The organism is Selenomonas sp. ND2010, from assembly GCF_000702005.1.
Taxonomy (GTDB): Bacteria; Bacillota; Negativicutes; order Selenomonadales; family Selenomonadaceae; genus Selenomonas_A.
The window spans coordinates 1-14,321 of record NZ_JNKI01000013.1 but is presented as its reverse complement, the minus strand read 5'-3'; the positions used below and the strand labels follow the sequence as shown (position 1 = coordinate 14,321).

Sequence of the window (14,321 nt, the reverse complement as noted above, 5' to 3'; positions counted from 1 at the left end):
AGGTATCGTTAGCTTATAGCTTTTTTATATTGTGCGGAAAAACGCTTAACGGATTGAGCAGAATAAAAAATAGGAAGTGAGAGATAAAAAGAATAGAGATATAAAAAAGAAGAATAAAAATGTGAAAATACTTCCAATATCTCGGAGATTTTTTATTGATTTTAAGGAAAATGTGCATTAATTATGATATAATTAGAAGAGATTATCAACAAGTAAGGAGTGGGTAATGTGGATAAGTTGACGATTCGCCAGAAATTGTTTTTGGTTTTTGGTGTGCTCATTGCAATCTTTTTGGCCAATGGGCTTTATACGGGGTATAGTTTGAACAGCATTAATAGTGGTGCGTTGCGCATTGCAACGGAACATCTTTCTAGTGTGCTGGCTGGTGTGGAAAGTAGCCGTACATTGGCAGATTATCGTCAGGGAGAATATGCGGTGGTGACGGCAACAACGCTTCCGAATCGCATTCATGCAGCTCAGGAGACGATGAAGAAAGCTGATCAGCTGGATATTGCCTTTGATACCATCGAACCGGCAGTAGCACCAGATGCGCGCGATGATTTCAACGATATGCGTGGGACTTGGGAAAAATATAAACAAAATACCAAGGAAATCATCAAGCTGTCGAAGGATGGCAAGAAGGAAGAGGCTATCAAACTGCTGGATAAGTCAAACGGCCAATATGCGGATATGACTAGTAAGCTAAATCGTGTAGTCGATAGCAGCAAGGATTTCATCCACAAAGAGAGTGCGGAAGCCTCGGAACAATATGAGCATACCAAGTGGACGCTGATTGTCTGCATTTTGTTCGTCGTTCTGCTCGCTGGCTTTATGGCATTTTATCTGAGTGCTTCCATTATGAAATCGATTCAGTATCTCATGGTGGTTTCCAAGGAAGTGGCAGCCGGTAATCTTACGGTTGAGGCGGTGGCCAAGACGCAGGATGAGTTAGGACAGCTTACGACTGCTTATGGGGATACGATTAAGAATTTGCGGGCGCTGATTAAAAATATTCAGCAGACGGCAGATGAAGTATCGACGTTTGCTACGCAGCTGACGGAAAACGCCAGCCAATCGGCTCAGGCTACCCAGCAGGTGGCAGTATCCATCACGAATGTAGCTGGCAATACCAGCGTTCAGGGAGAGTCTGTCAGCAAGTCGCTAGAAGATATTCAGGAAATGTCGGAGAGCCTCCATGGTTTTCAGGATAAAGCGTCATCCTCGGCCGATGCGGCCCGCAATGTGGAAGGGATTGCCGCCGATGGTAAGAATGCCATTGCTGGTGCGGTAGATCAGATGGCTGAAATTGCCGATTCGGTAACCGATTCCGCAGAGGTTATCAAGAAATTGGCAGAACGCTCCGAAGAGATTGGGCAGATTTCGGTTACGATTTCGGGAATCGCGGAACAGACCAATCTGTTGTCGCTCAATGCCGCTATCGAGGCGGCTCGGGCTGGCGATGCCGGTCGAGGGTTTGCGGTTGTTGCCGATGAGGTTCGTAAGCTGGCCGAGGAATCCAATACGGCTGCCCAGAAAATTTCGGAACTCATCACGACAATCCAGAGGGATACGGAGCAGGCGGTTATGCGCATGCAGAAGGGGACTGAAGATGTCAAGAGCGGCCGTGAAGTCGTTTCAAAAGCCGGCAGTGCCTTTGAGACGATTTCAGCAGCGGTTTCTAATCTTACCAAGCATGCGGATGACATCCTGATGGAAGCACGTAAATCTACGGCTAAGGCAGAAGAGCTTGTCGATGTGATGGAAGGGATTAATAAATCCGGTCTCGATGTAGCTTCGGAAACACAGTCGGTGTCGGCGGCAACGGAAGAACAGTCTGCAGCTATGGATGAAGTAGCGAATGCCAGCCGCAATCTCGCCAGCCTGGCCGAAGAGCTTTCCGAACATGCGGCGAAGTTCAAGATTTAAGGAGGCCTTTCCATGAAGAAATATATTACAATTCTCTGCCTAGCGTTGCTAGCTGTCAGCACTTTGGTGCTCGGAGGCTGTGGCGGCAGTGATAACAATAGCAAAAAAGTAGCAGTAGCCTTTGCCAATTCTTCGAGCAGTTGGCAGACGAATGGTCAGACCATCAAGGAAAAGCTCGAAAAAGAGGGCTATACGGTAGACCTGCAGTTTGCCGATACGCCCGAGCAGCAGATTGAGCAAATCAAGAAACAGTTGGCGGATAGTCCGAAATGCCTGGTTATCGGGGCGGTGGACAGTACCGCATTAAAAGACGTGTTGACCGAAGCCAAAGAGAAAAAAGTGGCTGTTATTGCCTATGACCGTCTGATTATGAATACCGATGCGGTATCGTATTATGCATCCTTTGACAACCTGGCCGTAGGGCAGGCTATGGGCGAATACATCGAGGCCAAACTTCAGCTCAAGACTGGTGCCGGTCCATTCAATATGGAAGTATTTGCTGGGGACCCTGCCGATAATAATGCGCATGTATTTTATGACGGCGCTATGGAAGTGTTAAAGCCGTACATCGATAAAGGGCAGCTCGTAATTCCCTCAAAGGAAACGAGCTTTGACCAGGTAGCCGTCAAGGGCTGGAAGGCAGAAGGGGCAACGGAACGCATGACAAAGCTTTTGCAGGGACCGGATGCAGGCGTTAAGCTTGATGTGATCCTTTCTCCTAATGATGGTTTGGCTGGTGGTATTCGCGAGGCGCTGTCGAAAGGCGGTTATAGTGAAATGCCGCTATTAACTGGTCAGGATGCCGAGAGCCAGGCTCTCGATGCGATTCGGAATGGCAAGCAGGCCATTACGATTTACAAATCTCCATCGCTGCTGGTGGCCAAAACCGTCCGCATGATTAAGGCGGTGGTCGAAGGCACTCAGCCGGATATTAACGACGTCAAGTCGTATAATAATGGGGTAATCGTTGTTCCCGCTTATCTTTGCACGCCCTTGATTATTGATAAAGATAATCTTAGTGAAGTAAAATAATAGTAAGAATTATGGTTGGGGATAGAGCCTGTACGTCTAGGAGATGTACGGGCTCTATTTTGTTGGGGATTCATGGAAGGTTAGAGCAGGAAATGTAATGCTGGTGACGAAGTAAAGAATAAAGTAATGTTGGTAGATGATAAGGAGGTATGTATTATGATGAAACGTTTATTTTCTTCGGTTGTGTTAATGGCAGCACTGCTTTTTATGGCAGCACCGGCAGTTCCCGCTGAGGCCAGCGATTATTACATGGGAACGTATAGCGATGGAACGCATGCGTATCTTATTACGCAGTCGGTTAGTATTTCCAGCCGTAGCCCGTACACATTCCAGTGTACGGTGAAAAATGCGGGCAATTACCTCTATTATTCCTTCTATCCGTCGAATGGCAGTCCGTATTATCGCAATTCCGAAGGTTATCATGGCTATGTATTTGGTGGTGCTTCCCCGGTAGCGGCAAATATTTATCGTTTTGTGGTCAATAATTACTGATGTGGGGGCTGGCAGATGCGGCGTTTAATAGTATTCGGGTGTTGTTTAATTGGGCTGATGCTGGCGATGCTATTGCCTTTGCGCAGTGCTTGGGCAGCTGCGAAGGTGGTGCCAGGCAGCGGTAATGAGTCGTTGGCACAGGCGGTGGAGGCCCTGTCGAATTCGGATAGTACGCAATATGCATTGTTTGTGGCCTATCCGGGAGAAAATCGCGCGGTGTACAGCTACCATTCCACGCAGATGCGGTCGGCAAGCATGATCAAGGTGTTTATTCTAGGTACAGCGATGGAGAAGATTCGCGATGGCAAGCTATCCCTTTATCAAAATCTGATATTGCATAGTTACGATAAAGTGGGAGGGGCCGGCGTATTGGCTGGTTATGCCAGCGGCACAGAGTTTACGTTGGATACGATTATGCGGCTGATGATTACCGAGAGCGATAATACGGCCACGAATATGATGATTGATTTGCTGGGGATGGATGAGATAAATGCTTATATCAAGCGGCAGGGGTATAAGGATACCATATTGCAACGCAAGATGATGGATAGTCAGGCGGTGGCAGCGGGACGCGAGAATTATACCTCTGTAAATGATTTGGGCGATTTTTTCGTGAAGCTGTATCATAGGAATTGCGTAAGTCCTGAGCTGGATGATGTGATGCTCGGCTATTTGGAAGGGCAGACCGACACCGAATGTTTTCCAGCGGCACTTCCCGGCGTTATGATTTGTCATAAGACGGGGGAGCTTTATGGCCTTTATGATGATGGTGGCATCGTTTATCAGCCTGGCAGGCATTTTATTATCGTAGGGATGACAGAGAATTATTCCAGCCGTGGGCGGGCGATAGCCATTCTTCGTCAAATGGCAATAGCGGCCGCTAACCATTGAGTTCCAAAAGAAAAGTGGATTGACATGTCAAACGAAAAGGACAAGTCAATCCACTTTTTATTTGCCGATCATCATGTTGATGATTTCTTTATCGGTTTCTTTCATGCCGATGCGTCCTAAACGGCTGATGTTGCGGATGGTGTTTTCCACGCCTTTTAATACGAGTCCGTCACCACCGTAGAACTGTTGGCCGTTGCGATACATCTCAAAGCCGAGGATGCCGGCGTCGACAGCTGCGGATATTTTGGCGGCGCAGGAGGCTTTGGCGCCGTCGCAGACAATGCCGGAGGTGATGGCCAGGGCATTGACGATGGTGTGGATGACGGCTTTATAGTCGCCACCACAGAGCCAGGCGATACCAGCGCCGGCACCGGCTCCGGCACTGACCGCACCGCAGTAGGCGGAAAGCCGGCCGATGCCTTCTTTTTCGTGAAGGGTAACGAGGTTGGAAAGAAGCAGGGCGCGCAGCAGTCGTTCTTCGCTGGCACCGAGTTCCTTGGCGTATTCGATGACAGGCAGTGAGACGGTCATGCCCTGATTGCCACTGCCGGAATTGATGATGACCGGTAGTTCGCAGCCGTTCATGCGGGCGTCGCTGCCGGCAGCCGCTTTTGCCCGGGCGCGGATGCGTATGTCATTCCCATAGGCCTTGAGCAGAGTCGAGCCGATGTTAGCACCATAATTGTTTTTGAGGCCTTCGTCGGAAATGGCGGTGTTGTATTGGATTTGACGCGTGAGGATATTGCGGACATCATCCAAGTCGCAGGTCGTGGCAAAGTCGTAAATATCCTCGATGGTCATGCTCTCATAATCGGGTTTGTTCGTTTCGGGGGTATCGATGATTTCTTTTTGGAAGAGGATTTTTCCATTGCGGGTGATTTCCACGATGTTGGTGTGTTCGTTGACGATATGGACGCAGGCCGTATTACTGCCTTTGCTGGCAGTCACGAGGATGTCGAGGACGTGATCGGAGTCAGCCGATACGACGGTGATGGTGGTATTTTCCATATAGTCGGCAAGCTTTGCTTTGTCTTTTTCCTGGGCATGGGCGATGACTTCAAGTTCGGCTGTTTCATCACCCGCTACGACGCCGATGGCGGCGGCAGCTTCAATGCCTTTGCGCCCATTGGTGTTCGGTACGATGACGCTTTTTACGTTTTTGATGATGTTGCCGCTGGCGGTAATTTCCAATTGGTCGGGCAGTTCGCCTAGAGCTTCGCGGGCTTTAGAGGCACAGTAAGCGATGGCAATCGGTTCGGTGCAGCCCATGGCTGGTACGAGTTCCCGCCGGAGGATTTCTACATAGTCTTGATAGATTTTCGACGTTTTTTTCACGTGGACGCTCCATTCTTTTCCATATATACAGCGAATAAGTTTATTATAACGCGGTTGTTCGAGTTTTGCCAAAGAAAAAAAGCCCTCCCAAACGTGGGAAGGCTTCGTTGCCGATTCTTAACTGATGCCCAGTTTGCGGCATTCGTTGAAAAAGAAAATCGCATTGGTGTCTTTGGGATTTTCATTCCAAAAATGAATGAGTTTTTGGGCCATATTGTATTTGTCGAGCAAAAAGGGCAGAAGATTGTCCGCGGTTACCGGTCCGCCCACAGACATAAATACATCGATATTATGACCGAGGGCGTCCAACATTTCCTCGGTGCATTCTTTATTGGCCAAGGCTTGGGCAAAGCGGATGCCCTGCTCAAGGTCATCGGCATAGCCGCGCTGTAAAAGCCAGACGGCTATTTGCTTTTCCATAGGAATCCCTCCTTCAGCATTTTAGGTATTTTATTATTTCGTGATGAAAGGAGAAAATCCTTCTTCTGGATCGCATCCTTTTTATGTATTTTTCGCTTGCGGTCATAAAGCTGCTGGTCGGCGGCGTGGAGGGCTGCGGCGGCGGTTTCATAGGCGTGAACGTCAGCTAATCCGTAGCTTATCGAAACGCGAAAACAGGTCGATTCGTTGCAGAGCAGGCTGCTGTGCGTCTGGTGGTCGATGTCATTTTTGATGGCTCGTAGCAATTTCTCGCAATAGGCTCGGTCGGTCCGGCGGAATAGGATCATGAATTCATCGCCGCCAAAGCGGGCAGTGATGCCATCTTCGGCGGTGATGCCATGCTGCAATGCCTGAGCAACACTTAGCAGGATTTTGTCGCCCATATCGTGGCCGTAGGTATCGTTGACTTGTTTGAAATTGTCGATATCCCAGATGGCAAGGTATAGTGGGGCTTCTGACTGAGATTGCGTATGACGCTGCTGCAAGGCTTGTGTCAATTCCTTTTGCAGATAGTTTTTGTTGAATAAGCCGGTAAATGGGTCTCGGGAAGAGACCCGTTCGAGTTCATGGATTAGATTCATGACAAAATTCCCCTCGGTGGGACTGTTTTGGGTGAACTGGTTGGTAACATCCATCACAAATTCCAAGGCATATTTTTTCCCTTGGAGCCAGATGGGGCGGGCTATGACAAAGTAGTACCGGTTATGGGCGTATTCGAATTTTACGTGTTGGCGCTCCTCGTTATAGGCTTGCCGCGAGACACAATTGCTGCAGCGATGGGGTTTTCCCCAGACGGAAAAACACGTTTCGTTGGTGATGGTGCAGGAACCGTCGTGATTGCACTTGCAAATATAATGACCGTCCTGCTCGACCAGACGAATAACATCAAACATCTGCTGGAAGATACCTTCCTTGTTTAGATAATTTGCTAGTTCCTTATCCAGTGCCATGGTAGTTCCTCCTAAAATGCATACAAAATCAATTCATGGGATATGCTCTATCGTAGTGTAATAATCGGCGTTGAAACTGTCGATGCTTTTTGTTACAAAGGCAGTCCGTTATTTTGGCAGCTTTATCAATAGCGAGTGATGTTTGTCACATGAAAAATCAACGAAGTCGAATAAAATAAGAAAAAAATGATGTTATGTTTTGGGAAGGAGATTAACGTGAGCAATATCTTTAAGAAGTTCAAGTACCTTGTTCCGAAAGAGCAATCGGAAAGTGGTCATCAAGAGCTCCATGAAGGCGGGCGTGATTGGGAAAACCTGTATCGTGACCGCTGGTCTTTTGACAAGTGTGTACATTCTACGCATGGCGTCAATTGTACGGGGTCCTGCAGTTGGAATATCTATGTCAAAAATGGCTTGGTGGCCTGGGAGAACCAAATTCACGATTACCCGGAGACCGGGCCGGATATGCCGGAATTTGAGCCGCGCGGTTGTCCGCGCGGGGCGTCGTTTTCGTGGTATCTTTACAGCCCGCATCGCATTAAATATCCGTATCTGCGCAGTGAGCTGGCGGAACTTTGGCGTGCGGCGAAAAAGACGCATAAGACGGCTTTTGATGCTTGGAAGAGTATCGCCAGCGACCCAGCCAAGATGAAGCGGTATAAAGAAGCGCGTGGTATGGGTGGTTTTGTGCGCTCGAACTGGGAGGAAGCGGCGGAAATCGTGGCTGCATCGGTGCTGTATACGGCGATGAAGTACGGTCCAGACCGCATCTTTGGTTTTTCGGTTATTCCAGCGAAGTCCATGCTGTCCTATGCTGCTGGGATTCGCTTCGTTCAGATGCTGGGAGGTGCCGGCCTTTCGTTTTATGATTGGTATGCCGATTTGCCACCAGCTAGTCCGCAGGTTTGGGGGGATCAGACGGATGTACCGGAATCCTCGGATTGGTATAATGCCGGTTATATTATGACCTGGGGCTCGAATGTACCGCAGACTCGCACGCCGGATGCGCATTTTTTGACGGAAGCGCGTTATAAGGGGACGAAGGTGGTCTCGGTATCGCCGGACTATGCGGAGTCGACGGCGGTGGCGGATACCTGGATCCCGCTCAAGGTGGGGAGTGACTCGGCCTTTGCTATGGCGATGGGGCATGTCATCCTAAACGAGTATTATTGGGGGGAACCTTGCAAGTTCTTTTTGGATTACACGCGCAAGTATACGGATTTCCCGTTCCTCGTGCGTTTGGTAAAAAAAGAAAATGGCAAATTTCATACCGATCGCTATCTGGTCGCCGCTGATTTGGGGCGTGAAGATGCGAATTCGGAATTTAAGTATTATGTCATTGATGAGAAAACCGGCAAGCTGGTCATACCGAATGGCACGATTGGGGATCGTTGGGATCGTCAGGAGAAGTGGAACCTCCGTGAGGAAAATGCCGATACAGGCGAGAAGATTCTGCCACAGCTTTCGATACTCGGTTGCATGGATGAGGTGGCTGAGTTGGAACTGCCCTATTTTGGCAATGAGCGGGAATCGCGTACGCTTACCCGGGCTGTTCCGGTCAAGCGGGTCAAGACGAAGGACGGAGAAATACTCGTAACCACGGTTTATGACTTGACTTTGGCCAACTATTCCATTGACCGTGGGTTGGGCGGCGATGCTGCTGCTTCCTATGAGGAAGATATTCCCTATACGCCGAAATGGCAGGAAAAATATACGGGTGTTTCGATGGATACGGTTATTCATACGGCGCGCGAGTTTGCGGATAATTCCATCAAGACCAAGGGCCGCACGATGGTCATCATGGGTGGTGGTATCAACCATTGGTTCCATGCGGATATCGTCTATCGTGCGATTCTTAACAACCTGTTATTCGTGGCGGCTGAGGGCCGCAATGGCGGCGGTTGGGCCCATTATGTCGGGCAGGAAAAACTCCGCCCCGCCGAGGGCTGGCAGCGCATCATGACGGGCCTCGATTGGAAAAAACCACCAAGACTTCAGAACTCGACGTCGTTCTATTATTTTGCCACGGACCAATGGCGAAGCGATGAGATAGATGTCGCAGACATCACCGCACCGACGGAAACACCGCGTTACCGCCATGCCGGGGACTATAATGTCATGGCGGCAAGGCTCGGTTGGCTGCCGTCCTATCCGACGTTTAACAAGAGCGGCCAGCAGCTCCATGAGGAAGCAGCTGCCGCTGGCAAGAATGTCAAGCAGTATATCGTCGACAGTCTCAAAGATAAGAGCCTGCAGTTTGCCATCGAAGATCCGGATGCGCCGGAGAATTTCCCGCGCAATCTCTTTATGTGGCGCAACAATCTCATTGGTTCCTCCTCTAAGGGGCATGAGTTCTATCTCAAATACCTGTTGGGGACGAAAAATAGTCTGTTTGCGGAGGAAGAGTGTGCCACCCGTCCTACAGAAATCAAATGGCGCGAGGCGGCCGAGCTCGAACAATCCGGTGGCGCAGCCGACGGGAAATTGGATCTTTTGGTGGACATCGATTTTCGCATGGCATCGTCGGCTTTGTACGCTGATGTGGTTTTGCCGACGGCTACTTGGTATGAGAAGGATGATCTTTCCTCTACCGATATGCATCCGTTTGTGCATCCGTTCCAGGCGGCAATTGACCCGATGTGGGAGTCGCGTACGGACTGGGATATCTTCCGCACGCTGGCCAAGAAGGTTTCAGAGGTAGCCAAAGAAGCTGATCTCAAACCGCTCAAAGATGTGGTGGCGATGCCCATCCAGCATGATACTAAAGGCGAGATTGCTCAGCCTTATGGCAAAATTCGCGACTGGAGCAAAGGCGAGTGTGAACCGATTCCCGGGAAGACGATGCCCAATCTCATTGAGACGGAACTTGATTATACGAAGCTCTATGAAAAATGGATTGCCCTGGGACCAGGAGTGGCCGAGACGATGGGCGCGGAGGCTATGACCTGGAGCTCAGCGGATGAGTATCAGGAAATCGGCAAGCGCAACGGTCTCGTAGATAACAAAGCATACATTTCCTATGGCTGTCCGTCCATCTATTCGGCCAAGCAGGCCGCTGATGCGGTCTTGGGACTTTCCTCGACGACCAATGGCAAGGTGGCCGTTAAGGCATGGGAAGCCTGCGAAAAGGAATCCGGCCTTAGCAATCTCACGCGGCTGGCCAAAGACCGTGAAAGTGAGCGCTTTACCTTTGAACAACTGACGGTACAGCCGAAGGAGTCCATTACGTCGCCGACTTTTACGGGGTCCAATCAGAATCGCCGGTATACGCCCTTTACGACCAACATTGAAGAGCTGCTGCCCTTCCGCACGAATACGGGCCGTCAGCATTTCTATCTCGATCATGAACTGATGCGTGAAGCCGGCGAAGCCATGGCGACCTATCGGCCAATCCTTGACTATGCGCCTATCAAGCAGAAACTTGGCGGCTGCAAGGAATTAACGCTCAAATATCTGACACCGCACAATAAATGGAGCACGCACTCGATGTATTTTGATAGCCAGCAGCTCTTAACCTTGTTCCGTGGGGGACAGTCGGTTTGGTTTAACGAGAAGGATGCCAAAGAGTTGGGCGTCAAGGATAACGATTGGGTGGAGCTCTATAACCATAATGGCGTGGTAGTATCAAGAGCTGTCGTAACACCGCGGCTGCCGCAGGGCGTAGTCTACATGCATCATGCCCAGGATAATCACATCAATGTCCCAGGCTCAAAGATTTCTGGTACGCGTGGAGGAACGCATAATACGCCGACGCGGCTGCACATGAAGCCGACGCATATGATTGGCGGTTATGGTCAGCTTAGCTATGGATTCAATTATTATGGTCCGACCGGCAACCAGCGCGATATGTATGTGGTAGCCCGCAAAATGCAGGGGGAGGTAGATTGGCTTGAAGATTAAAGCGCAGATTTCCATGGTCATGAATCTTGATAAGTGTATTGGCTGCCATACGTGCTCCATCACCTGCAAGAATGTCTGGACCAACCGCCAGGGGGCGGAATATATGTATTTCAATAATGTTGAGACAAAACCTGGAATTGGGTATCCCAAGCATTGGGAGGATCAACAGAAGTGGAAAGGTGGCTGGGAGCTTAAAAATGGCAAGCTGCAGCTTCGCTCGGGATCCAAACCGGAGAGGCTCTTAAAGCTCTTTTATCATCCGGATCAACCGGAAATGGATGACTACTATGAGCCGTGGACCTATGACTACGAATCCTTGATTACGTCAAAGCGCAAGAAACATCAGCCGGTGGCACGTCCGCGTTCGCTGATAACGCAAAAGCGCATGGAAATCAAATGGGGCCCGAACTGGGAAGATGATTTGGCCGATGGCGAGTCGGTTCGTCAGGATATCAATCTCAAAAATATGGCAGGCGAAATCACCATGGAATTTCATGATTTGTTCATGAAATATCTGCCGCGGGTCTGCAACCATTGCCTGAATCCGGCCTGCGTAGCAGCCTGCCCTTCCGGGGCAATTTACAAGCGCGAGGAGGATGGCGTCGTGCTTGTTTCGCAGGATGGCTGCCGCGGCTGGCGTCACTGCATTCCGGCCTGCCCCTATAAGAAGGTCTACTTTAACTGGAAGACCAATAAGGCCGAAAAATGTGTATTCTGTTTCCCCCGGCTGGAAAATGGACTGCCAACGGTCTGTGCGGATAGCTGTGTTGGCCGCCTTCGTTATATGGGAGTCCTGCTCTACGATATGGATAAGGTCAAAGAGGCAGCCTCTGCCCCAGAGACAGGCGACATTTATCAAAGCGTTCTCGATATTCTGCTGGATCCGCACGACCCCGCGGTCATGGAAGCCGCTCGCAAGGAAGGAATACCGGAGAACTGGATCAAGGCAGCCCAGGATTCGCCGGTTTATCAGCTGGTCAAAGAATGGCAAATCGCTCTGCCGCTTCACGCGGAATATCGCACCTTGCCGATGGTTTGGTATGTACCACCTCTTTCGCCAATCACGCGCCGTGTCGAAGCTGATGTGTATTTGCCGGAGGTAAGTGATATGCGCATCCCAATCGCTTATTTGGCAGAGCTTTTCGGTGCTGGTAATACGCAGATTGTGGAAGCGTCCCTGCAGAAACTCTTGGACATGCGTCTTTTGATGCGATGCTTGGAGACAGGTGAAGCAATTCCGGAGCGGCTGGTGGCGGAAAAAGACACCTATCAAAAGATGTATCGCTTGCTGGCGATTGCCAAATATAAAGACCGTTTTAAAATCCCAGCTGGCATGCAGGAACAGTCTGCCGAGAAACTCCGTGAGCTGCAGGGAAGCTGCGGGTATAACTGCCCGGGGGGGTGCTGATAATGGCAGCGCAGGAATATAAAGATACTTTATCACTGGTGGCGTATCTTTTTGGCTATCCAGATGAAGAATGGTGGAGTCACCTTACCGAGGTGCGCCGTATTGCTGCTGAGATTACGGTTAAACAGAAGCGTGAAGAACTGCTGGAGGTTATTGATTACATCGAGGATATGGGGCAGAAAGAATACGAAGAATTCTATGTCCGCATCTTCGAGTTTTCGTCCAATACGAATCTTTATTTAACGATGCATGATCGCACGGATTTTGGCAAGCAGTCAGGCGAAATGCTTACCTTTAAACGGCTGTTTTTGGATAATGGTTTCGATACGGATAAGGAATTGCCGGATTATCTGCCGGCAATTCTAGAACTTGCGGCGGCTCTTTCTCAGAAGCGGGCGCATAGCGTTCTAGCGGTGGCCGCTCCGAAAGTGGAGCTGCTTCGCAGTCGTTTTACCGAAGCCAAACTAGCGCATACGTTTTTGCTGGATGTCATTTTGATGACGGCAGAGGAATTGGAGAGTGAAACTGCATGAAGGCGTTTTTATATGGCGTGCTGCCTTATATCGCTTTGACGATATTTATTGGCGGTACGATTGTCCGCTATGTTTATTTCGAACGGAATTGGACGACCAAGTCCAGCGAGTTTTTGTCCAAGCGTGACAGTCAATGGGGGAATCCACTATTTCATTTGGGGCTTTTCATGGCGTTCGGCGGTCACTTCGTCGGTGTCCTCGTGCCGAAATTCGTGACGGAAATGGGGGGGACCGATGAGCATACGTATCATCTGATGTCGCTGGCTGGTGGCATCCCCGCAGGGATATTGTTCTTGGGGGGCTTCTTGCTGCTGCTTAAACGGCGTTTTGCTGGCAGTGCCCGCCTGAAGGTCAATACAAGTGTTATGGATCGGTGGCTTTATCTCGTGCTGCTCCTGGCGCTGATGTCTGGCATGTTGGCAACGCTGTCGAATATCCCTGGAACCTTTGACTATCGGGAGACGATTTCGCCGTGGTTCCGTTCCGTATTGATGCTGCAGCCGGATATTTCGCTGATGGAGGGGGTACCAGCTGTGTTTCAGCTGCACATGGTATCCTGGATGCTGTTGGCGATGCTGTTTCCTTTTACGCGCTTGGTGCATTGCTTAAGCGTTCCGGTTGAATATCTTTTCCGTCGGGATATCATCTATCGCCGCAAATGATCGGCAAGGTCGCAAGACTTTTTTGTGGTATTCTTGTATAATAGGTAGCAGTGAATGACAACAGAGAAGTTTTGAGGAGAGATAGAATGGGTGAAGAACATTGTTCCTGCGGGCATCATCATGATCATGCGCATCAGCATACCCCAGGAGAGCTGGCTGGACTCAGACGCAAGAAGGAGCAGCTCAGCATGCTGCAGGACAATATGCGGGAAATCCAGCAGCTTCATGATAAGATTGATGGAACCCTGGCTCGAGTAGAGCGTGAAAATGTTGGATTTATCCTGACGCAACGAAAGACGTTGAAGGAGCTCAAGAAATTGGCTGAAAAAGTCTTGGGAAAGGGAAAGGAGCCTATTTTTGCTACGCTCTACGCTGCGGAACGGGATTATATCGAAAACATTGAAGATATTATGCACCACGCCCAAATCCTAAAGCGTGCGGGCCAGGGAAATGTCACGCCGGAAGTTCTGAGCAATATGGAAAAGAGTCTAAAGGCGGCGGAAAAAGCCGCCAAATAAAGGGACTGTGAAATTACAGTTTGCAGGGGAGTAGTACCCAGTTCGTGTTCGAGACAAATCGCCGGCGGCGGGGGCCCCAGTACCAACGCTCCACCGGTGACAACCCGCTACAAGAAATTTTTGCCTTTTAATTAAGAGTTGGAAAACAGTTAAACGCGCTTCGCTTGGACGAAACTGCTTTTCCAACGAGAACGCAGGCAAAAATTTCTTGCTTCACGCGGAACGTCAAGGCT

Annotated in this window: 12 protein-coding genes; 9 read left to right on the top strand and 3 right to left on the bottom strand. The window is 49.8% G+C overall.

The annotated features are described in order from the left end of the window. Nucleotides 1–228: 228 nt before the first annotated feature. From T504_RS0106220 to T504_RS0106205, 4 genes are all read left to right on the top strand, one after another. On the top strand, nucleotides 229–1,926 hold the full coding sequence (locus T504_RS0106220; RefSeq protein WP_051635234.1) for a methyl-accepting chemotaxis protein: 1,698 nt from the start codon (nucleotides 229–231) through the stop codon (nucleotides 1,924–1,926). Between the two features lie 12 nt (nucleotides 1,927–1,938). Beyond that, nucleotides 1,939–2,958: a substrate-binding domain-containing protein gene (locus tag T504_RS0106215; RefSeq protein WP_033170207.1), complete on the top strand. Its 1,020-nt coding sequence runs from the start codon at nucleotides 1,939–1,941 to the stop codon at nucleotides 2,956–2,958. 156 nt (nucleotides 2,959–3,114) lie between these two features. Beyond that, the gene (locus tag T504_RS0106210; protein ID WP_033170206.1) at nucleotides 3,115–3,450 is read left to right on the top strand and encodes a hypothetical protein; all 336 of its coding nucleotides are present in this window, start codon (nucleotides 3,115–3,117) and stop codon (nucleotides 3,448–3,450) included. Nucleotides 3,451–3,465: 15 nt separating this feature from the next. Continuing rightward, nucleotides 3,466–4,341: a serine hydrolase gene (locus tag T504_RS0106205; RefSeq protein ID WP_072022712.1), complete on the top strand. Its 876-nt coding sequence runs from the start codon at nucleotides 3,466–3,468 to the stop codon at nucleotides 4,339–4,341. A 57-nt stretch (nucleotides 4,342–4,398) separates the two neighbouring features. Here the strand turns inward: T504_RS0106205 and T504_RS0106200 are convergent, their stop codons facing one another. The 3 genes from T504_RS0106200 to T504_RS0106190 form a co-directional block, all read right to left on the bottom strand. Beyond that, nucleotides 4,399–5,676: an L-cysteine desulfidase family protein gene (locus T504_RS0106200; protein ID WP_033170261.1), complete on the bottom strand. Its 1,278-nt coding sequence runs from the start codon at nucleotides 5,674–5,676 to the stop codon at nucleotides 4,399–4,401. Between the two features lie 117 nt (nucleotides 5,677–5,793). Beyond that, complete coding sequence (locus T504_RS0106195) at nucleotides 5,794–6,096, bottom strand: hypothetical protein (RefSeq protein WP_033170205.1); 303 nt, start codon at nucleotides 6,094–6,096, stop codon at nucleotides 5,794–5,796. Further along, nucleotides 6,081–7,067: a GGDEF domain-containing protein gene (locus T504_RS0106190; protein WP_033170204.1), complete on the bottom strand. Its 987-nt coding sequence runs from the start codon at nucleotides 7,065–7,067 to the stop codon at nucleotides 6,081–6,083. Before T504_RS0106190 ends, T504_RS0106195 begins: the two co-directional genes overlap by 16 nt. Nucleotides 7,068–7,283: 216 nt before the next feature. On the opposite strand from T504_RS0106190, the gene T504_RS0106185 reads away from it, so the two are divergent. From T504_RS0106185 to T504_RS0106165, 5 genes are all read left to right on the top strand, one after another. Next, nucleotides 7,284–10,967 carry a nitrate reductase subunit alpha gene (locus tag T504_RS0106185; protein ID WP_033170203.1) on the top strand — a complete coding sequence of 1,228 codons (3,684 nt, stop codon included), beginning with the start codon at nucleotides 7,284–7,286 and terminating at the stop codon, nucleotides 10,965–10,967. Beyond that, on the top strand, nucleotides 10,957–12,375 hold the full coding sequence (gene narH / locus T504_RS0106180) for a nitrate reductase subunit beta (RefSeq protein WP_033170202.1): 1,419 nt from the start codon (nucleotides 10,957–10,959) through the stop codon (nucleotides 12,373–12,375). The genes T504_RS0106185 and narH overlap by 11 nt, the downstream gene beginning before the upstream one ends. A 2-nt stretch (nucleotides 12,376–12,377) precedes the next feature. Then, a complete protein-coding gene (gene narJ / locus T504_RS0106175) occupies nucleotides 12,378–12,908 on the top strand; it encodes a nitrate reductase molybdenum cofactor assembly chaperone (RefSeq protein WP_033170201.1) in 531 nt (176 codons plus the stop codon). After that, entirely contained in the window at nucleotides 12,905–13,570 is a 666-nt protein-coding gene (gene narI / locus T504_RS0106170) for a respiratory nitrate reductase subunit gamma (RefSeq protein WP_033170200.1), read from the top strand. Before narJ ends, narI begins: the two co-directional genes overlap by 4 nt. Nucleotides 13,571–13,656: 86 nt before the next feature. Further along, the gene (locus tag T504_RS0106165; RefSeq protein WP_033170199.1) at nucleotides 13,657–14,088 is read left to right on the top strand and encodes a hypothetical protein; all 432 of its coding nucleotides are present in this window, start codon (nucleotides 13,657–13,659) and stop codon (nucleotides 14,086–14,088) included. Nucleotides 14,089–14,321 lie beyond the last annotated feature (233 nt).

Coding starts and splice junctions, on each gene's coding strand:
- T504_RS0106205 (WP_072022712.1), top strand. CDS start 3,466: ATGCGGCGTTTAATAGTATTCGGGTGTTGTTTAATTGGGCTGATGCTG.
- T504_RS0106190 (WP_033170204.1), bottom strand. CDS start 7,067: ATGGCACTGGATAAGGAACTAGCAAATTATCTAAACAAGGAAGGTATC.
- T504_RS0106195 (WP_033170205.1), bottom strand. CDS start 6,096: ATGGAAAAGCAAATAGCCGTCTGGCTTTTACAGCGCGGCTATGCCGAT.
- narJ (WP_033170201.1), top strand. CDS start 12,378: ATGGCAGCGCAGGAATATAAAGATACTTTATCACTGGTGGCGTATCTT.
- T504_RS0106210 (WP_033170206.1), top strand. CDS start 3,115: ATGATGAAACGTTTATTTTCTTCGGTTGTGTTAATGGCAGCACTGCTT.
- narI (WP_033170200.1), top strand. CDS start 12,905: ATGAAGGCGTTTTTATATGGCGTGCTGCCTTATATCGCTTTGACGATA.
- T504_RS0106215 (WP_033170207.1), top strand. CDS start 1,939: ATGAAGAAATATATTACAATTCTCTGCCTAGCGTTGCTAGCTGTCAGC.
- T504_RS0106165 (WP_033170199.1), top strand. CDS start 13,657: ATGGGTGAAGAACATTGTTCCTGCGGGCATCATCATGATCATGCGCAT.